The sequence below is a fragment of the Actinomadura craniellae genome (assembly GCF_003289645.1).
GTDB classification, from domain to species: Bacteria; Actinomycetota; Actinomycetes; order Streptosporangiales; family Streptosporangiaceae; genus Actinomadura_D; species Actinomadura_D craniellae.
This window is the reverse complement of the sequence record NZ_QLYX01000002.1, coordinates 410,101-430,535: the sequence shown is the minus strand read 5'-3', so window position 1 is coordinate 430,535 and position 20,435 is coordinate 410,101. Positions and strand designations below refer to the sequence as shown.

Sequence of the window (20,435 nt, the reverse complement as noted above, 5' to 3'; positions counted from 1 at the left end):
TTCCGGCTCGGCGGCGGCCTCTAGGCTGGGGGAGTGACCGAAATGATCATCCAGGCCCGGAACGTCACGGTCGAGTTCGGCGGTGCCGCGGTCCTCGACGGTGTCGACCTTGCGGCCGGGCGGGGTGAGATCGTCGCCGTGGTGGGGGAGAACGGGACCGGCAAGTCCACGCTGCTGCGCTGCCTGGCGGGGCTCCAGCCGCCTGCGGCCGGTGAGATCGGGGTGCTGGACCGGCCGCCCGCCGACGAACCGGGGTTCTGGCGCGACGTCGTCCTCGTCGGTGACGAGCCGGCCTGGTACCCCGGGCTGACCGTGCTGGAGCATCTGGAGTTGATGGCGTCCGTGCACGGCGGGTCCCGGCTGGGCGCCGAGGAGGCCCTGGAGTCGTTCGGCCTCGCGGGGCGGCGCGACATGGCGCCGCCGGCGATGTCCACCGGTCAGCGGCAGCGGCTGTCCCTGGCGATGGCGTTGCTGCGGCCGAGCCGCGTCCTCCTGCTGGACGAGCCGGAGCGCGGCCTCGACGCGGCGTTCCGGGCCCGGCTGGCGTCGATCCTCACCGCCTACGCGACGGCCGGAGGGACGGTCGTGCTGGCGACGCACGATCCCGGGCTGGCCCGGGCCGCGGGGGCGCGGTTCATCGTGCTGGAGGCAGCGTGAAAGCCGTCGTGCGCGGGGAGCGCATGGGCTGGACCGACCGGTACGCCCTGGTGTTCGGTACGACGGTGGCGCTGCTGCTGCTCGCGCCGTTCGTCCAGGACGCGCTCACGGGCCTCGGCCACCAGGCGGACCCGGTACGGGCGGGGGCCGGGCTGGCGCTGCTCGGCTTCCTCTACGCGGGCTACCTGGCTTCGGCCCGCGCCTTCGGGCCCGTCGCCCTGCCCGCCGCCGACGCGGCCTGGCTGCTGCTCTCCCCGCTCTCCCGCCGCCGGGTGCTGGCCCGGCCGGCGCTGGTCCTGCTCGGCGTGGCGGTGGCGGGCGGGCTGGCCCTCGGCGTGAGCCTGCTCGCGGTGCTCGGGGCACCACCCGGCCGCACCGCCCTGCTGGTGGCGGCGGCGCTGGTGCTGGGCGTCTCCGCGACGGTCGGCGGGACGGCCGTCGCGGTGCTGGCCCAGGCGGCCGACCCCTGGGACGGCTGGCTGCGCCTGGGGATCCTCGCGGTGGTGGTCGCCGCCGTCCTCGCGGCCCTGCTGAGCGGCCCCGCCGGACGCCTCGCCCAGGCGGTCCCGGCCTCGCTGGGCGCGGCCCTGGTGGCGGCCTGCGCCGTCGCCGCGGCGCTGGCGGTACGGCTGGCGTGGGCCCGGCTCGGCCGTATCCACGCGCGCGACCTGCTGGCGGCCTCCACCCGCCTCGACCGGGTGGCGACCGCCACCACCATGCTCGACCCCGGCACGCTGACCTGGATCGCCGAGGACGCCCACTGGCGCGGCCGGGCCCTGCGGTCGCGGCGGTGGCCGGGGCTGCCCGCCCCGCTCGCGCTGGCCTGGCACGACTGGCGCAGGCTCGGCCGCCGCCCCGGGCGGCTGGCCGTCCTGCTCGCGTCCGCCGCGCTGCCCGCGCTGGCGGTGCGGGCGGCGGGTGGGGTCGCGCCGGTGGCGGTGGCGCTGGTGGCGGCCGGGGCGCTGGCCGCCACCGCGTCCTGCACGGTGGGCGCCCGCCGCGACGCCGACGACCCCGCCCTCGCCCGGCTGTCCGGTGTCGCCCCCCGGGCGGCGCTGGCCGCGCGCGCCCTGCTCCCGGCACTGGTCGGCGGCCTCTGGCTGGCTCTCGCGCTGGCCGGTCTGGCCGCGGCGGACGGCCTGCCCGGCGGCCCCTGGTGGCCGCTCGCCCTGCCGGCCGCGCCCGCCCTGGCGGCCGGCGCGCTGCGGATGGCCCGGCGCCCCCCGGTGGACCACACGATGCCGGTCGTCACCACTCCGGCCGGCCCTCTCCCGACCGGCCCGACCCTGTGGGCGCTGACCGGCGCGGACCTCGCCCTGCTCGGCTGCCTCCCCACCCTCCAGGCACTGCTCGCACCTTCCACCTCCCTCGGCCCGACCCTGGTTGCACAGGCCGGTACCGGAACGGCGGTGCTCGTCCTCTACCTGTGGAGAGCACGAACCCGCTGATTGCAGCCGTTCCCATTGAGAATGATGGCCGCGGACTCGAAGCGGCAGCACTGGTGGGAGTGCGTCGAAGTCGCGCGGCTGAGCCGGGTGAACGTGGTCCGTGACTCCAAGGACCCGGAGGGCGATTTCCTGGCTCTGGGACGGGAAGCCTGGGCCGCTTTGTTGGGAGAGATCAAGCGGGGGGCTCACGACCTGTAGACGTGGCCTGCTCGGGTGGCGGTGTACGCCTGCCCTGGTCTCCGTGGTCGTTCAGGGGGTTGGGCAGACCCGGGTCGTGGGGGTGCCGGGGGGCAGGGTCCGGCGTTCGGCTGCGGTGAAGTCGCGGTTCACGGCGCGGCAGAGGTGGGCGGCCCACGCGCCGGGTGCGAGCGGCAGCCGGGACAGGCCGGAGAGGCCCCACAGCAGCAGGGAGCCGCCGTCCGCCGACACTCGGGCGTCGGCCACGGCGAGGTTGAGGTCGGCGACGGCGGCGCGGCGGCGGAGATCCCAGATCTGCAGGCGGTCCAGGGTGCGGACGACGATCCGGTCGGGGCCGGGAAAGGCCACGATCTCCCTGGTCGTCGCCGCGGGTGGCAGGACGCGCAGCGGGCTCGCCGAGGGGCGGTGGCCGGCGAGGTCCCAGGTCTCCAGGGTGCCGTTCCGGTGCAGGATCGCCAGGAACCGCCCGCCGGAGGCGAACCGGAGGTCGGCGACCTGGCCCGGAGCCGTGGTGCGGAGGGTGGCCTGCCTGCGCCCGCCCGGCAGGTCCCAGAGTTCGACCCCCTGAGCGGTGTCGAACGCGATCTCGTCGCCGCCGGGGCGGGTCGCGCACCGCTCCGTGTCGGCCAGGCGGGTCAGGTCCTCCTCGTCGCCCCACAGCCGCAGCGGCGGGCCGGCCGGGACTCCCCGGCGCAGGTCGAAGCGGCCGGCGAAGCCGCCGTAGACGATGGCGACGGTGTCCGGCCGGTCGGTGTGGGCCACGCACGGCCCGCTGAACCGTTCCGCCGCCCCGGGTGCCGGGAGGGCGTCCGGCCTGGCCACGGGCAGCGGCAGGCGCCCCTTCGGCCGCAGCGAGGGCACGTCCAGGACGTCGAGGTGCTGGAAGGGTGAATCCCGGACGAGGAAGGACCGGCCGTCCCGGCTGAAGCCGAGCGGCACTCTCGTCCCGGTGGTCGCCCGGCGGCCGATCTCCCGGCCGGTGGCCACGTCCCACAGCCGTATGTCGCCGTGGGGGAGGATGGGCCGGGTCGCCATCAGCTGCAGGTCCTCGCTGAGCACCGGGTCGTGGGGGTCGGCGGAGTTCCCGGCCAGCTCGTTGACCTGCTGGAACGCGGCCGGAGGGAGGTCGATCACCGCGACGCCCGATCCCGTCGCCGCGGCCAGCCGTAGGCCGCCGGAGGTGCGGGCGAGCTGGGTGTCGGAGCCGGGGTCGCCCACTCCGCCGCTCACCAGCACCGGGTGCGCGGTGTGGCCCGTTTCCAGGTCCACCAGTGTGGCGCGCCGGCGCGGGTGGTCGTCGCCGCCTTCGGGCGCCAGCCCCGTCAGCATGAACCGGCCCGTGGGGTCGATGTGGTCGTGGCCGGGGCCCAGCAGCATCGGGCACCTGGCGGTGGTGACGCGGCGCGGCGCGGGGGCGGCTCCGGGGGAGAGGTTCCAGGCGGAGAACGTCCGGGTGCCGCAGGCGACGGCCGTGCGGCCGTCCTCCGACACGGTGGCCGCGACGTGGCCCCGGGCGGGCAGCCGGGTGGCCTTCCCGGTGCTCAGCCGCCACAGCACCAGCTCATCCTCGCCCCGGACGACGATCGTGTCGCCGTCCGGGCCGAACCACGCCTGCCCGCCGCGGGCCACCAGCGGGGCGGACCCCGGCGGGGCGGGGATCGCCGCCCGCCGTCCGGTGTCCCAGATCCTGAGCCCTTCCCGGGGCAGGGTCACGAGCAGCCTGCGGCCCTGCGCGTCGAACCGGAGGTTCGTGGCGGTCCCGGTGCTCTGCTCGCTCTCGTGCAGGACCGTCGCGCCCTGGGAAGGGCGGTCGGTCTCACGCACCTCCACCCGTCCCCCCGCCGTGACCTGGGCCAGCAGCCGGCCGTCGGGGCTGAGGGCGATCACCTGTGCCGGGCCGAGGCGGGCGGGTGGGCGGCCCGGCAGGTCCGGCCGCGCCACGGCCGTTCCGGTGGCGCCGCGCACCGCGACGACCCGTCCGTCGGCGCTCATCTCCAGCTGGTGGACGTCGCCGACGGCCGCGTCGAAGAGCCGGCCGGTCGACTGGTGGCGCAGGTACTCCGCGGCCAGGTGGGCCTGCGTCCGTGGGTCGTCGCTGGCGCGGTACGCCGCGACCGTCCGCAGGGCCGCCGCGTCCGGGGCGCCGAGCCGGTCGAGGGCCTGCACCCGCAGCAGGTGCGCGGCGTTGAGCCGGAGCTGGCGCTCGGTCTCCGCGGTCTGCTGCCGCAGGACCACGGCGAACGCGCTGACCAGGACGAGCAGGACGACGATGGCCGCCAGGCCGCCGCGCCAGGCCGTGGTGCGGCGGCGATGACCTCTGCGGCTGGTCTCGACGAAGGCGCGTTCCGCGGCGGTGATGTCGTCCGGGTGCTCGCGCAGCCACCGCACCGCCTGGGCCAGCCGGGGGCCGCGCAGTTGCTCGGACCGGCGGAGGCTCTCGCGCAGATCCTCCTGCCACGACCGGAAGTCCCGTTCCTCCTCCAGCCAGTCGCCCAGCCGCCGCCAGTGCCTGGCCAGCGCCGCGTGCGCCAGGTCGTAGGTGACCTCGCCGCCGTCCGAGCCGGTCACCACCAGGCGGGTCTCCGCCAGGCGCCGGGCCGTCCGCGCCAGCTCCGGGCCGAGTTCGCTCTCCCGGGCGGTGCGCAGGACGACGTCGTCGACCGGCCCGGCCGTGCCCGGGACCTCGCCCGTGCCGTGTTCGGCGCCGGTGACCGGCCGGACGAGCTGGACCAGCAGCCGCCGGGCGCGCAGCCGCTCGGTGTCGTCGAGCTCCCCGGTCCAGACCGTCTCCGCGTAGTGCGCGACGGCGCCTTCCACCCCGCCGAACCCGCCGTACGCGGCGTGGGTCAGCCGTCCGGACTCCCGCTGCTCCCAGAGGCGGGTCAGGGCGAACTGCGTCAGCGACAGGGCGGCGGGAGCGCCCTCGGCGCCCTCCAGGACGCGTTCGGCCAGCCCCGGTTCGAAGGACAGCCCGGTCGGCTCCAGCGGCGACTCGATGGCCTCCCGCAGTTCCGCCGCGCTCATCGGGGAGACCAGGAACACCGAGTTGCGCGTCACCTCGCCGAGCTCCAGCCGGTTGACGGCGATGTCCAGCGTCTCGGTCCGGAGGGTGAGGAGCACGTGGACGGGAACGCCGCCGGTCGCCAGCCGGGCGAGGAAACCGCACAGGTCACCCGCCGCCGCCTCGCTGTGGGCGACGTACTCCTCGAACTGGTCCGCGCTCAGCAGCAGCCGCCGGGCGCCGGTCTCCGCCAGCACCTCGCCGACGAGTTCCGGGAGGCGGCCCCCGGCGATGGCGTCGGCCACGATGGCCCGTTCGGGAATGGCCTCCACCCCGTCGAGTTCCGGCCGCAGCAGCGGCAGTAACCCGCCGGCCAGGACCGTGGCGGCCGGCACGCCCGGCATCGGGCGGAACGTCGCCAGCGCCCACCCCTGCCCGCGTAGCCGGGGCAGCAGACCCGCGCTGACCAGGGATGACTTTCCGCAGCCCGAGCGGCCGGCGACCGCCACGAACCGGGTGCGCGACACCAGTTCGGTGAGCTCGTCGGCCAGCCGGGCCCGGCCGAAGAAGATCTCGGCGTCCTCTTCCCGGAAGGCCGCCAGGCCCCGGTACGGGCATTCCGCCGGCGGGTCCGGGGAGGCTCCCTTGAGCCGCGCGGCCAGCGCCAGCGCGAACGCGGCCGCGTTCGCCGCCGCGCGCGGCTGCCAGCCCTTCTCGTCCATCTGCCGTTTGGCGCCGTCGGTGGCGTCGCTGATGCCGCGGACGGCCACCATCCGGTGGAAGTCCTTGCGGTGGGCGGCCTCCGCGACGCCCGCGCTCTCCATGTCGATCGCCAGGGCGTCGCCGTAGTGGCTCTCGATCAGGGCGGCGAGCGGTGAGGCGCGCGAGTCGAGCACGACCTCGCCGGAGACGATCGGCTTGAAGTGGACGGCGGGCGCGTCGTCGCCGGGTTCGTGCCAGCGTCCCTCGGAGGCCACCTCGCGGGCCGTCTGCTCCAGGGCGTGCGACACCGGCCAGACCCTGGGGCGCGGCCGGAACCCCGCGGTCTCCTCCCGGCCGCCCTGGTACGCGTAGACGCGCGTGCCGACCACCACGTCGCCCAGCGCGGCCTCGTCCTTGAGCCCGCCGGCGACCCCGACCATCATGAGCGTCTCCGGGCCGAACTCCTCGATCGCCCGGGCCGCGAGTACCGCGGCGGCGAGGTTGCCCTCGCCGACCAGTACGAGCGCGACCCGCCCCGGGACGCCCTGGGCCTTTCCGAGCAGGTAACGCGTCCCGTACGGATCGACGTGCGGGTGCGTCTCGCCCAGCCGGGCGCGGACGGCGTCGTGCTCGACGCCGAGCGCGGTGAGCACCACGAAGTCGACATCGGCGTTCGTCACGCTGCTCCCTCTGACCGGCGCGGGGCCGGAGCCGGTCGTGTCCTGGCCGCCGGATTCAGTCGACGTTCCGGTCGATGGTGGCGCGAAGCATCGGCGGGGACAAGGTCGCGGCGGGACCGCGCCGGTAAAGGACCGCGGGGCGTCCGGCGGCCGACTGCCTCTTCTGCCCGGTCGGCTCGATGAACCCCGCCGCGTGGGTCACTTTCCGGTTGAAGTTGCGGCGGTCGAGGGACACGCCCCAAACGGCTTCGTAGACGTCCTGGAGCTCGCTCACCGTGAAGGAATCACCGCAGAACGCGGTGGCGAGCGTGGTGTATTCGAGTTTGGCGCGCGCCCGCTCGATCGCGTCCGCGAGGATCCGGCCGTGGTCGAAGGCCAGCCCCGCGGCCATGATCTTCTCGACCGGTTCCCACCGGGCCGCCCGCGCGTCGGTTCCGGCGGTTGGGATCGGCAGGTCCGGCGCGAGCGCCAGGTACGCGACGGTGACCACCCGCCCGCGCGGGTCGCGCTCCATGTCGCTGTAGCTGCGCAGCTGCTCCAGGTACAGCCGCCCGCCGTCCAGGCCCGTCTCCTCCGCGAGCTCGCGTCCGGCCGCCTCCTCCAGGGTCTCGTCGGCCCGCAGGAAACCGCCGGGCAGCGCGAGCATGCCGTGGAACGGCTCGTTTCCCCGCTCGATGACCAGGACGTGCATCGCTCCCTTGCGCACCGTGAGGATCACCAGGTCAGCGGTGACGCGGAGGACGGCATGAGCTCGGTCGAGGGTCGACATGCTCCAAGATTAGCTTTTGTGTCTTATTGACGCTAAAATGAACGGGCGGTTAGCGTCTAATTGACGTGAACCGGAGCTCGCCCGGTCGGCCATGCGGGGGCCGGCCGGGCCGGTTCGCACGAGCGGGAGGAACGGGTGCGCACCGGATGCGGCCCTCGCTCCCCGGCCGGGGTGTGCGACCACGCCAGCGTCGGCGTCCTGGTCCGTTCCGGCACCGGCCGCTGGCTGATGTTCGACCGGGCCACGTTCCCGGCCGGGGTGGCACCGGCGGCCGGGCACGTCGACGACCATGGCGGGCCGGAACAGGCCGCCCGGGACGAGGTCGCCGAGGAACTGGGGCTGACCGTCGCGGACCTGCGGCGGGTGGCCGGCGGGTGGCGGCCCAACCGGTGCCGCCGCGCCGTCGCCGAAGGCCGCACCCCCGGCCACCACTGGACCGTCTACCGCGCCACCGTCACCGGTGACCTGGCCCCCAGCCGGCGCGAGACCCGCAACGCCCGCTGGCTCACCGACGCCCAGCTCCAGGAGCTGACCGACCGCACCGCCGCGCACGCCCGCGGCCGGCTCGACGCGGCCGAGTTCGCGGCCACGCCCGGGATCGAGCCGGTGTGGGTGTGGTGGCTGCACGTCCTCGGCATGGTCACCGTCGCCGGTGACGACCTGGCCCGTATCCAGGCTCTGGCCGAACGACCTCCGCCCGGCTGACTTCGCGCGGGCGCGCCGCCCTCGGGGCCGGGCGGATCAGGCGGGGCCGGCAGGCTTCCTGCGTTCGTGGCGGGCTATGTGGGTTTCGGCCTGGGAGTTGAGGCGGGCGCCCTGGGGCCAGCCGGTGTAGTGGGTGAGGAAGAGGACGATCTCGCGGAGTTCGGCCGGGGTGATCTCCTCGTTGGCGAGGGCGGCCGGGATCTGGAGGTCGAGGACGTCGTTGAGATGCTGGCCGGCGAGGAGACCGAGGAGGAGCAGACGCCGGTCACGGAAGGAGAGGCCGGGACGCGTCCAGATGTCGCCGAAGAGGTGGTCGACGGTGGTTTCCATGAAATCACCGTGCGCCTCGGCGACCTCGAAACCGTAGACACGGGACATCGTCTCCAGACCGCGGGCACGGCGGGTGCCCCGGCCGTCCGGCTCCGCGGAGGTCATGATCGTTCCTCCGGCACGCCCAGGGCCTCGGCCAGCAGCGGCGCGGCCATCCGGGCCAGGGGGAGGTCGACACCGAGCTCGTCGGCCAGGTCGAACGCGAGGGAGAGGTCCTTCTCACCCAGGGCCAGGGCATGGCGCATGGCGTCGTAGAGGGGGTCGTCGGGGGTCATCGGCGCGGTGGTGGGCCGGAGGATGACCGAGCCGGGGCCGCCGCTGACGGAGTCGGAGTGACGGACGATCCTGCCGAGCCTGCGCAGCGAGACGCCCGCGGCCTCGGCGAGGCGCTGGGCCTCGGCGGCAGCTGCGAAGCCGACGAACTGCAGGATGTTGCGGGCCAGCTTCGCCCGCGTGCCGGCGCCGACCGGCCCGACGTGCAGGACGAGCCCGGACCAGGAGGAGAAGGGCCCCTCGACGCGGGCGAAGGCCTCGGCCGAACCGCCCACCATCACGCCCAGGGTGCCGGCCACCGCGCCGAAGACGCTCCCGCTGACGGGCGCGTCCACCACGTCGACACCCAGCCGCCGAGCCCGCTCGGCCAGGGCCTCGGCGGTCCGTGGCCGGATCGTGGAGTGGACGGCCAGGACGGTACCGGGCCGCAACGCCTCCGCCATCTCCGCGAAGACCGCGTCGACCTGGGCGTCGTCGCGGACCATGACGGAGATGACGTCGGCGGACGCGGCCACCTCGGCGGGGCCGGAGGCCGCCCGCGCGCCCCCGGCGACCAGCGGCTCGACGGCCGCGGGCGACACGTCGTAGACGATGGGGGCCGGGACGTGCGCGGCCATCGGACCGCCCATCTGGCCGAGCCCGATGAAACCGTAGACCGGCCCTCGCGCGTCCTGCTCTTCTTGCATGACATCCCTTCACCGGCGCCTCCGGGCGGAGGCGGTGTCCGTCAGCGTGCCCGCACCCGTACCGGGAGCCGGGCGAACCCCCGCACGTTGGCCGAGTGCACCCGCCGCGCCGCGGTCTCGTCGACCTCGTAGGAGGCGACCCGGCGGACGAACTCCGTCAGCGCGATGCGTGCCTCGATCCGGGCGAGATTGGCCCCGAGGCAGAAGTGCCGCCCGCCGCCGAAGCTGATCAGCGCGGAGGTGTCGCGGTCGAGGTCGTAGGCATCGGGGTCGGGGAATGCGCGCGGGTCGCGGTTGGCCGAGCCGACGAGCAGCAGCAGCCGGTCCCCGGGGGCGAGCGCCGTGTCGTGCAGCTCCGTTCGGGTGGTGACGGTGCGGGCGATCATCTGGCTGGAGGTGTCGTACCGCAGCGTTTCCTCGACCCAGCGCTCCACCCACTCCGGGCCGGTGACCGGCCCGTCCGGGGGCCCGGCGAAGTGCCCGGCGACCTGGGCGGGATTGAGCGCGCCCCAGTACAGGGCGTTGGCGAGCAGCTTGGTGGTGGTCTCGTTGCCCGCGACGACCATGAGGAAGAGGAACGCGATGATCTCGTGGTCGGCGAGGCGGTCGCCGTCCTCGGTGCCCGCGGCGAGCAGCGCCGACGTGAGGTCGTCGCCCTCGGCGCCGCCGCGGCGCCGCTCGGAGACCATGTCCTGGTAGTAGCCGGTGAGGGTGAGGGCGGCCGCCATGCCCTCCGGCGGGACGTCGTCGATCCCCTCCACCCGGTGCACCACGAGGTCGGCGAGGCGCCGCAGTTCGTCCCGGTCGGTCTCGGGGACGCCCACCATCTCGCAGATGACGTCCATCGGGAGCCGCCCGGCGAACTCCTCGACGAAGTCGAACTCGCCCGCGGCGAGGGCCGGGTCCAGGTGGCGGCGGGTGAGCCGCAGGATGTCGTCGGTGAGGTCGCGGACCCGGCGCGGCGTGAAGCCCTTGGAGACGAGCGTGCGCATCCGCGTGTGGTCGGGCGGGTCGAGCGCGAGGAACGACATCGACCGGTGCGCCGCCGGTCCCCACGCCGACGGGTCGAGGCTGACGCCGTTGCCGCTGGAGAATCGGGCGTGGTCGCGGAACGCCGCGGAGACGTCGGCGTGCCGTGAGATGGCCCAGAAGTCGAGCTCGTCGTTGCGGTAGAGCGGGGCCTCCTCCCGCAACCTCGCATACAGCGGATACGGGTCCTCGTGTACCGCGTAGTCGTACGGGCTGAAGGCCAGCGGAGCGAAGAGGCCGGAGCGCATGATCGACGCTCCCGGCTAGCGAAGGGCGGGGGTGCCGGCGCGGACCGTGACCGGCAGGGTGACCCGGCTGCCGTGGATCTGGTGCGTCGTCATTGCGGCTCCCTGCGGATCGGGGTGGGCGGGGCGCGGCCACGAACGAGGAGGGCGACCCGGTGGCCTTGCCGCTCCACCCGGATTCCCCAACCTGTAATACACCATACAGAATATTGTTTATACATTGGAGACCTGCCTGGGGGCCCGCCGCTCTCGTTCCTGCGCCCGGGGCCGGCTCGACGTGGCCGAGTTCGCGGCCACGCCCGGGGCCGGTGCGGGTGTGGTGGCTGCACGTCCTCGGCCTCGGCATGGTCACCGTCGACGGTGACGGCCTGGCCCGTATCCAGTCCTTGGCCGGACGGCCCCCGCCCGCCTGACCTTCCGGGCCCGCGCCGTGCGCAGGGGCGTCTCCCGCAGCAGCAGGACGCTGGCCAGCAGGAGCAGCGCGAAGGGCACGGCGGCCGTGAAGACGTCGCCGAGAGCGTGCCCGTAGACCGCACCGACGCTCTCCATGGCCGAGGGCGACAGGGTGCGCGGGTCCGGCAGCCCGCCGCCGAGCCCGGTCGCGGGCGAGAGGGCGTTCACCCGGGCGGTCAGGAGGGAGCCCAGGACGGCCACGCCGAGCACGCCGCCGAGGCTGCGGGAGAGGACCACCAGGGAGGTGGTGGCGCCCAGCTCGGTCGCCGGTACCGCGTTCTGCGCGATGAGGAGGAGGTTCTGCGAGGTCATCCCGACACCGGCGCCGCCGATGAACAGGTAGGCGCAGACCACGGGCAGCGGCGTGCCCGCCCGTACGCCGCCCAGCAGCGCGGAACCGAGGAGGAGTAGCACGCCTCCGGCGACCACATGGCGTTTCCAGCGGCCGTGCGCGCTGATCAGACGGCCGGTGACGGTGGAGGCCAGCAGCATGCCCGCGATCATCGGCAGGGTCAGCAGCCCGGAGACGGTCGGTGAGTGCCCCCGGGCGATCTGGAAGTACTGGCCCAGCAGGGCGGGCGAGGCGAACAGCGCCGGCCCCACTGCGAAACCGGCGACCGCCGCCAGGGCGACGGTGCGGTCGCGCAACAGCCGCAACGGCACCAGCGGGTCGGCGGCCCGGGCCTCGGTACGGACGAACAGCACGGCCAGCACGATCACGGCGCAGGCCGCGCCCGCGGTCGGCCAGGACGCCCAGGGAACCGCGTGCCCCGCCAGCGTGAGGGTGACGAGGAAGGTGCCGGCCGCTCCCGTGAGCAGCGCGGCACCCGCGAGGTCCGGGCGTGAACCGGGCCGGCTTCTCTCGACGGCGGGCAGCCGCAGCGTCCGCTGGAGCGTGAGCGCGGCGGCGACCGCGAAGACCACCCCCAGGTGGAAGCAGCCGCGCCAGCCCGGCCAGGGGGTCTCGGCGAGGGCGCCGCCGAGCAGCGGACCACCGACCGTGCCGACCATCATGACCAGGGCGATCCGGCCGTTGTACCGGGCGCGTTCCCGCGGCAGGATCAGCGCGGCCATGATCACCTGGGTGAGCGCGGTCACTCCGCCGGCCCCCAGCCCTTGGACGACCCGGCCCACGATGAGCTGTTCGACCCCGCCGGACAGCCCGCACAGCGCGGAGCCGAGGGCGAACAGGCCGAGCGAGAGCTGGATCAGCGCCTTGCGGCTCACCAGGTCGGCGAGTTTGCCCCAGAGCGGAAGGCTGAGGGTGGCGGCCGCCATCGAGGCGGCGACCACCCACGTGTAGGCGACCTGCCCCCCGTGCAGGTCGGCGACGACCCGCGGCAGCGCGGTGACGATCACCGTGCTGGACAGGAGACCGGCGAACAGCCCGAGCAGCAGGCTCCGGAACGCCTGCCGGATCTCGTCGGGGCGCATGGGGGGCGCGTGAGCCATAGGACGTCCTTGGCACCGCCCCCGTACTGCGCGGAGGCGGGATAGGGGACAGGTCGAGACCGTGAATGCCCGAAAGGGAAAGTGCGGGATCCCGAAAGGGAAAGCCAAAGAGTCGGGCGGGCAACATGGGGGAACCGTATGGTCCCATTCAGTTTTCGATCGTAGACGATCATCGAGTTGAGAAAGAGTTCACCCGGTGAATCGAGAAAAATTTGATATGTCTCAGAGGTGAACTAAGCATGTCGTCCTGATGCGCGTCATGGCATCTACGTGCAGAGATGGTTGTCGCTACATCGCCTGTGCTGCGGCCGTCAGTTAACCCAGAAATCACCTGTCGCCCGGCGCGACCCCGGGTTGTCAATTCCCGGTGATAGGAAGAGATCCGCCGCCGGATCGACCCGGAGCAGGGCCGGATGATGTGACGGATACAACATTGCGCCGGCCTTTTCCCCGACCCGATGTGACACCACCGCACGACGTTCGTCATGCACGTACCCGGGAGTACTCGAGTGTCAGACGATCACCCGCAGGGCCTTCCCCTCACGCCGGCACAGTCGGGCGTCTGGTTCGGCCAGCAACTGGACCCGGCCAGCGCCGCCTACAACATCGGCCTCTACGTCGACCTCGCGGGCCCGCTCGACATCCCGCTGCTCGCCGAGGCCACCCGGCGCGTCCTCGACGAGGCCGACGGGTTCCGCGCCCGCATCGGAGAGCACGAGGGCGAACTGCTCCAGTGGATCGAGCCGGCGGGCGAGTGGGAACAGGGTTTCGTCGATCTCTCCACCACGGCCGACCCCGAGGCCGCCGCGCGGGCCTGGATGAGCGCCGCCATGGCGCGCCCGTGCCCCGCGGGACTCCCGCCGAACCTGGCGGCCACGGTGATCCGCCTCGGCGAGGAGCGTCACTGGTGGTACATGAGCGTCCACCACGTGGTCAGCGACGGGTTCGGTGCCGTGATCGCGCTGCGGCGGGTGGCGGCCGTCTACACGGCGCTTTCCGAAGGGCGCGACCCCGCGGCGGGCGCGCTGCGGTCAATCCGGGAACTGCTGGACGAGCAGGCGGCCTACCGCGCCTCCGACGACTTCCGCGCCGACCGCGCGTACTGGCGGGAGCGGATGGCCGGCCGGCCCGAACCGGCCGGCCTGGCCGCACACACCGCACCACCCTCGTCCACCGTGCACCGGCAGGAATCGTGGCCGGGACGGTCGGTCGAGGCGGGCCTGCGAGCGGTCGCGCGGGGGAGCAGAGCGAGCTGGCCGGCCGCGTTCGTCGCGGGCGTCGCGGCCTACCTGCACCGGATGACCGGGGCGGGTGACCTGGTGCTGGGCTTCCCCGTCACCGCCCGCGTCGGGCCCGCCGCGAGCGCCGTTCCCGGCATGGTGTCCAACGCCGTCCCGCTGCGCCTGCGGGTGCGGCCCGGCATGACCTTCGCCGAGCTGACCGCCCAGGCCGCCGCCGAGATGAAGAACGCGGCACGGCACCAGCGCTATCCGGAAACGGAACTCGCCCGCGACCTCGGCGTTCCCCCAGGGGGCCGGTGCTACGGGCCGATGGTCAACATCATGCCCTTCGGCCAGGACTTCACCTTCGGTGATCTCCGCGGCACGATGCACAACTTCGCCATGGGACAGGTGGCCGACCTGTCGGTCGCCTGCTTCGGCGGACGCCCGGGGCGCGGCGACGCGATGCAGATCGCCTTCGACGGGAACCCGGCGCTGTACACGGGCGAGGAACTGGCCGGGCACCACGACCGGTTCCTGCGCCTGCTGGAGAACCTCACCACGGGGGAGGGCGCCGCGCGGCCGATCGGCCAGGGCGACCTGCTCGACCACACCGAGCGCCGGCGGGTGCTGACGCGCTGGTCCGGCCCGCACGAGGACGACGGCGCCGCCGGCCGGGAGACCGACCCGTGGGAGCTGTTCGCGGCGCAGGCGGCACGGACGCCGGACGCCGTCGCGGTCGCCTGCGGCGCGACGTCCCTGACCTACGCGGAACTGGCCGACCGGGCGACACGGCTGGCCGGCGTGCTGGCCCGGCAGGGGGTGGGGCCGGAGCGGTGCGCGGCGGTCGCGCTGCCGCGCACCGCGGACCTGGTGGTCGGCGTGCTGGCCGTGCTCCGGGCCGGCGGCGCCTACCTGCCGCTGGACCTGGCGCATCCGGCGGAGCGGCTGGCGCACATGGTGGCCGAGGCGCGGCCGGCTGTGGTGCTGACGACGGGCGCCCTGGCCGGGGAGGTGCCGCCCGGCCCGCGGCCGGTGCTGATCGGCGGGCCGGGCGACGGCGCGGCTCCCCCCACCGCCGTGCCCGGGTCCGCGGCGGCGTACGTGATCTACACCTCGGGATCGACCGGGCGGCCCAAGGGTGTGGTCGTCCCCCGGGCCGCTCTGGGCAACCTGCTGCTGGACATGGCCGGGCGCGCCGGGCTCGCCGGCGGCGACCGCCTGCTCGCCGTGACCACCCTCGGGTTCGACATCGCGAACCTGGAACTGCTGGCCCCGCTCGTGTCCGGCGCCACCGTGGTGGTGGCCGGCCCCGACGAGGTGTGCGACGCGGCACGCCTGCGCGAGCTGCTGGTCACCGAGCGCGTGTCGGTGATGCAGGCGACGCCGAGCCTGTGGCAGGCGGTGTCCGCCGAGGTCGCCCCGGCGCTGGCCGGCGTACGGGTGCTGGTCGGGGGTGAGGCGCTGCCCACCGCGCTGGCGGGCGAACTCGTCGCCGCCGCCGCGTCGGTGACCAACGTCTACGGGCCGACCGAGACGACGATCTGGTCGACCGCGGCGACCCTGTCGGCCGACGAGGCCGGGCGGACGCCGGTCACCATCGGGCGGCCGATCACGGGCACGAGGGTGTACGTGCTGGACGGGGCGCTGCAACCGGTACCGCCGGGTACCGCCGGCGAGCTGTACATCGCCGGGGAAGGGGTGGCGCGGGGGTACGCGCGGCGGCCGGGACTGACGGCCGAGCGGTTCGTGGCGGACCCCTTCGGCGACCCCGGCACCCGCATGTACCGGACCGGGGACCTCGTGCGGTGGCGCGAGGATGGCCACCTCAGCTACCTGGGCCGGGCCGACCAGCAGATCAAGCTGCGGGGGTTCCGGATCGAGCCGGGCGAGATCGAGGCCGCCCTAGTGGAGCAGCCGGGCGTCACCCGCGCCGCGGTCGTGGCCCGCGAGGACACGCCGGGCGGGCGGCGGTTGGTCGCCTACCTCGTCCCCGGAGAAGGGCCCGTGGGGAGCCCGGAAGAACTGGCCGCGGCGCTGGGCCGGCTGCTGCCGCCGTACATGGTGCCCGCGGCGTACGTGACCCTGCCGGCCCTGCCCCTGACGGCGAACGGCAAGTTGGACCGGTCCGCCCTGCCCGCCCCCGAATCCACCGGAACCGGCGGCAGGGCGCCGCGCGGCGCGGCCGAGGAACTCCTCTGCCGGCTCCGCGCCGAGCTGCTCGGCACACCCGGCGTGAGCATCGACGACGACTTCTTCGCGCAGGGCGGCGACAGTGTCCTGGCGATGCGGCTCGTCGCCGCCGCGCGGCGCGCGGGCCTGTCGATCGCCCTGCGCGACGTGTTCGCGCACCCGACCGTCGCGGGCCTGGCCGCCGTGGCGACCCCGCTCGCCCGGGACGCCGCGCCGGAACCGAGGGCCGCGAACCGGCCTGACGTGGCCGGACTCGAACGCCTCCGGGCCCGCTACCCCGGGCTCGAAGACGTCCTGCCGCTCACCCCCGTGCAGCAGGGCCTGCTGTTCCAGTCCCTGCTCGACGCGCGGACCCCCGGGGACGACGACTACACCGTGCAGCTGCGCTTCACGATCGACGGCCCGCTGGACGGCCCGCGCCTGCGCGACGCCTGGCGCGCCCTGCTGTCCCGGCACCCCGTCCTGCGGTCCACGTTCGTGGCCGACGTGGCCGACGTGCCGGTGCAGGTGGTGCTCGACCACACCGACCTGCCCTGGCGCGAGGAGGACCTGTCGGCGGCCGGGAACCCGCAGGCGCGGCACGACGCACTGCTGCGGGTGGCCGCCGAGGAGCGGGCCGGGCGGTTCGACCTGGCCCGGCCCCCGCTGCTGCGGGTCGCCCTGCTGCGGCTCGCCCCCGAACGGCACACCGTGGTCTTCACCCACCACCACATGCTGCTGGACGGCTGGTCGCTGCCGTTGCTGGGCCAGCAGCTGTTCGCCCTCTACCACGGGCGGGAACTGCCGCCGGTGACTTCGCCCTGGGAGCACCTGACCTGGTGGGAGGAGCAGGACCGCGCCGCGGCCGGGGAGGCGTGGCACGCCGTGCTCGACGGGTTCGAGTCACCGACGCTGCTGGCACCCGAGACGGCGGACCGGACGGCGGGCCCGGGGCAGGGCCGCCACACCGTCGAGCTGCCCGCCGGCACCACCGGCGCCCTGCGCGACCTGGCCGGAGCGCACGGCCTCACGCTGAACACCGTCGTCCAGGGCGCCTGGGCCCTCCTGCTCGCCAAGCTCACCGGGCGCGGGGACGTCGTGTTCGGCACCACGGTCGCCAGCCGCCCCGCGGAGATCGCGGGCGCCGAGTCCATGGTCGGCCTGTTCCTCGACACCGTTCCCGTGCGGGTGCGGCTGGACCCGGCGGACGACCTGCGAGACGTCCTGCGCCGGTTGCAGCGGCAGCAGTCATGCCTCCTGTCCGCCGCGCACCTCGGCCTGCCGGAGATCACCCGGCTCACCGGGCTCGACCGCCTGTTCGACACCCTGCTCACCTTCGAGAACTTCCCCATCGACCCGGCCGCGTTCCGGCCCGGCCCCGGCCAGCACGTCACCGACCCCCAGGTCCACGCGGGCACCCACTACCCGCTGACCCTGCTGGTGGTGCCGGGCGCCGGGCTGAGCCTGCGGTTCGGATACCGGACCGGCCTCTTCGACGCGGACGACGTGGCCCGCCTCGGCGAGCGGCTGGTCCGGCTGCTGGAAGGGCTGGCCGCCGAGCCCGCCCGGACCGTGGACGCCGTCGACGTGCTGTCCCCGCAGGAGCGGCACACCGTGCTGGTGCGGTGGAACGACACCGCCGTGCGGACGCCCCGCGTGTCGGTCCCGGAGCTGTTCGCGGCGCAGGCGGCGGCGACACCGGACGCGGTCGCCGTGGTGGAGGAGGAACGGGAACTGACCTACGCCCGGTTGGACGCGCGGGTGGCGGCGCTGGCCGCGCTCCTGCGCGAGCGGGGGGTGCGGCCGGAGACCCGGGTCGCCGTCGCGGTGCCCCGCTCGGCGGAACTGCTGGTCGCCGTCCATGCGGTGCTGCGCGCCGGCGGGGTGTACGTGCCGGTGGACCCGGACCTTCCGGCGGAGCGGGTCGGGCTGCTGCTGGGCGACGCGGCCCCGGCGTGCACCCTGACCACCGGCGAGGTCGCCGAGCGGTTCGGCCTGGGCGGCCCGGACACGATCCTGCTCGACGGCGGCGAACCGCTCGACGAGCCCGCCCGGCGGATCCCGCCACCGGCCCCCCATCCCGGGGCGGCCGCGTACATGATCTTCACCTCGGGTTCGACCGGCCGCCCGAAGGGCGTCGCCGTCCCGCACGAGGCCATCGCCAACCGGGTCCTGGGCATGCAGCGCGAGTTCGCGCTGACCGCGGAGGACCGGGTGCTGCACAAGACCTCCGTCGGATTCGACGTGTCCGTGTGGGAACTGCTGTGGCCGCTGACCACGGGCGCCGCGGTGGTGGTGGCCCGCCCGGGCGGGCACCGCGACCCGGCCTACCTGGCGCGGACCATCGCGGCCCACCGGGTGACGACGGTGCACTTCGTGCCGTCGATGCTGCGGGTGTTCCTCGACGAGCCCGGGGCCGCCGCGTCCGGGTCCGGGCTGCGGCGGGTGATCTGCAGCGGGGAGGCCCTGCCCGCGGACCTGGCCGAAGCCTGTACCGGCCTCCTCGACGCGGACCTGTTCAACCTGTACGGGCCGACCGAGGCGGCCATCGACGTCACCCGCTGGCGCTGCTTCCCCGGCCGGGCGGGCACGGTGCCCATCGGCGGCCCGGTGGACAACACCCGGGTGTACGTCCTCGACGCGGCGCTCCGGCCGGTGCCCCCGGGCGTCCCGGGCGAGCTGTACCTGGCCGGGCGGCAGCTCGCCCGCGGCTACCCGGCCATGCCGGGCACCACCGCGGAACGCTTCGTGGCCGACCCCTTCGGCCCGCCCGGAGACCGCATGTACCGCACCGGCGATCTGGCGCGCTGGCGCAAGGACGGGGTGCTGGAGTACCTCGGGCGCACCGACCACCAGGTCAAGATCCGCGGGGTGCGGGTCGAGCCGGGCGAGATCGAGGCCGCGCTCGCCGCCCACCCGGCGGTGAGCCGCGCCGTGGTGACCGTCCGCGAGGACGAACCGGGCCGCCGGCAGCTCGTCGCCTACGTCGTTCCCGCCGGCCCGGACCCGGCCGGCGCGCCGGCCGGCACCGCCGCCGAGCAGGTCCGGGAGTGGAACGCGGTGTGGGAGTCGGTCTACGCACCGGCCGGCGCGGCGCGCGAGGGACGCGCCCCGGACTTCGGGGCGGACTTCTCCGGCTGGGACAGCGGCTACGACGGCCGGCCCATCCCGCGCGAGGAGATGCTCCGCTGGCAGGAGGCCACCGTCGAGCGGATCGGGGAACTGCGGCCCGTACGCCTGCTGGAGATCGGCGTCGGGGCGGGCCTGCTGCTGTCGCGGCTCGCCGGGCGGACCGAGGCCTACTGGGCGACCGACTTCTCGGCCGCGGTGATCGACGAACTCGCCCGCCGGCTGCCGGCCGGGCTCGCCGGCCGGGTGACCCTGCGCCATCGCGCGGCCGACGACACCGCGGGCCTGCCCACCGGGTTCTTCGACACCATCGTGCTCAACTCGGTGATCCAGTACTTCCCGGACGCCGGCTACCTGGCACGGGTCCTCCGCGAGGCCACCGCACTGCTGGCGCCCGGCGGGCGGATCTTCATCGGCGACGTCCGGGACCTGCGGGCCGCCCGCGTCTTCGCGGCGGAGAAACACCTGGGCCGGCTCCACCCGGCCCGGCACACCACCACGGCCGCGCTCCAGCGCTCGATCGGCCGGGACCTGCTGACCGAGAACGAACTCCTCGTCGACCCCGCCTGGTTCACCGCGCCGCCCGGCCCCGGCACGCTCTTCACCGCCGTGGACGTCCAGGTGAAGCGGGGGCGGTACCGCAACGAGCTGAGCCGGTACCGCTACGACGTGGTCCTGCACACCCGTCCCGCTCCGACCGGCGGCGGCCGGGGCACGACCGGCGACTGGGCGGGCCCGGACCGGCTGCGGCACACCCTGTCCGGGGAGCGCCCGGCGGAGCTGCGCGTCTCCCGGATCCCCGACGAGCGCACCGCACGGCAGGTCCTGGCCGCCCAGCGGCTGGACGAGGGGGCCGAACCGGCGCTGGCCGTCGCGGCCCTGGCCGAGGACGCGCCGGTGCCCGGCGCCGTGGAACCCGAGGACCTGTTCGCCCTCGGGAAGGAACTGGGCTACCGCGTCGCCGTCGCACCCTCGGCCGCCGGGCCCGGCGCGGTCGACGCCGTCTTCCGGCGCGAGGACACCCTCGACGGCGGGGCGGTGCTCTGCGCCCACCGTCCCGCGCCGGAGCAGGTCCCGGCCCGGCGCACCAACGATCCCGGCCTGGCCCGGCGGCTCGCCTCGCTGCCGGACGAGCTGCGCGCCCGGGCCGAGCGCGCGCTGCCGGAGGCCCTGGTACCCGCGGCCTTCGTGGTGCTGGCGGAGTTGCCGCTCACCGCCAACGGCAAGCTGGACCGCACGGCCCTGCCGGCACCCGGCTTCGCGGCCGGGGCGGGCAGCCGGGCGCC

11 protein-coding genes (1 of these 11 running past the window's edge) are annotated in these 20,435 nt (G+C 75.0%); 5 read left to right on the top strand and 6 right to left on the bottom strand.

Features of this window, described 5'->3' with window-relative positions:
* Positions 1-42: 42 nt before the first annotated feature.
* The 3 genes from ccmA to DPM19_RS05490 are packed head-to-tail and all read left to right on the top strand — an operon-like array spanning position 43 to position 2,303.
* Complete coding sequence (ccmA, locus tag DPM19_RS05500) at positions 43-657, top strand: heme ABC exporter ATP-binding protein CcmA (RefSeq protein ID WP_233509928.1); 615 nt, start codon at positions 43-45, stop codon at positions 655-657.
* A complete protein-coding gene (locus DPM19_RS05495) occupies positions 654-2,105 on the top strand; it encodes a DUF6297 family protein (RefSeq protein WP_233509862.1) in 1,452 nt (483 codons plus the stop codon). Before ccmA ends, DPM19_RS05495 begins: the two co-directional genes overlap by 4 nt.
* Positions 2,106-2,126: 21 nt before the next feature.
* Entirely contained in the window at positions 2,127-2,303 is a 177-nt protein-coding gene (locus DPM19_RS05490; protein WP_111863675.1) for a DUF397 domain-containing protein, read from the top strand.
* Between the two features lie 51 nt (positions 2,304-2,354).
* Here DPM19_RS05490 and DPM19_RS05485 read toward each other — a convergent pair whose 3' ends face one another.
* On the bottom strand, positions 2,355-6,686 hold the full coding sequence (locus tag DPM19_RS05485) for an nSTAND1 domain-containing NTPase (protein ID WP_111863674.1): 4,332 nt from the start codon (positions 6,684-6,686) through the stop codon (positions 2,355-2,357).
* A 55-nt stretch (positions 6,687-6,741) separates the two neighbouring features.
* A complete protein-coding gene (locus DPM19_RS05480; protein ID WP_111863673.1) occupies positions 6,742-7,455 on the bottom strand; it encodes an NUDIX hydrolase in 714 nt (237 codons plus the stop codon).
* Between the two features lie 135 nt (positions 7,456-7,590).
* On the opposite strand from DPM19_RS05480, the gene DPM19_RS05475 reads away from it, so the two are divergent.
* A complete protein-coding gene (locus DPM19_RS05475) occupies positions 7,591-8,160 on the top strand; it encodes an NUDIX hydrolase (protein ID WP_111863672.1) in 570 nt (189 codons plus the stop codon).
* Positions 8,161-8,196: 36 nt separating this feature from the next.
* Here DPM19_RS05475 and DPM19_RS05470 read toward each other — a convergent pair whose 3' ends face one another.
* The 4 genes from DPM19_RS05470 to DPM19_RS05455 all read right to left on the bottom strand — a co-directional run bounded on the left by DPM19_RS05470 (position 8,197) and on the right by DPM19_RS05455 (position 12,628).
* The gene (locus DPM19_RS05470; protein WP_111863671.1) at positions 8,197-8,595 is read right to left on the bottom strand and encodes a carboxymuconolactone decarboxylase family protein; all 399 of its coding nucleotides are present in this window, start codon (positions 8,593-8,595) and stop codon (positions 8,197-8,199) included.
* Complete coding sequence (locus DPM19_RS05465; RefSeq protein WP_111863670.1) at positions 8,592-9,449, bottom strand: NAD(P)-dependent oxidoreductase; 858 nt, start codon at positions 9,447-9,449, stop codon at positions 8,592-8,594. The genes DPM19_RS05470 and DPM19_RS05465 overlap by 4 nt, the downstream gene beginning before the upstream one ends.
* A gap of 41 nt (positions 9,450-9,490) precedes the next feature.
* A complete protein-coding gene (locus DPM19_RS05460) occupies positions 9,491-10,726 on the bottom strand; it encodes a cytochrome P450 (RefSeq protein WP_111863669.1) in 1,236 nt (411 codons plus the stop codon).
* A 345-nt stretch (positions 10,727-11,071) separates the two neighbouring features.
* A complete protein-coding gene (locus DPM19_RS05455) occupies positions 11,072-12,628 on the bottom strand; it encodes an MFS transporter (protein WP_111863668.1) in 1,557 nt (518 codons plus the stop codon).
* A 509-nt stretch (positions 12,629-13,137) separates the two neighbouring features.
* Here DPM19_RS05455 and DPM19_RS05450 point away from each other — a divergent pair.
* Positions 13,138-20,435 carry the 5' end (the start) of a non-ribosomal peptide synthase/polyketide synthase gene (locus DPM19_RS05450; RefSeq protein ID WP_158566706.1) on the top strand. The gene runs 21,289 nt beyond the window's last position, so the window shows 7,298 of its 28,587 coding nt (coding positions 1-7,298); the start codon lies at positions 13,138-13,140; its stop codon lies off the right edge, out of view.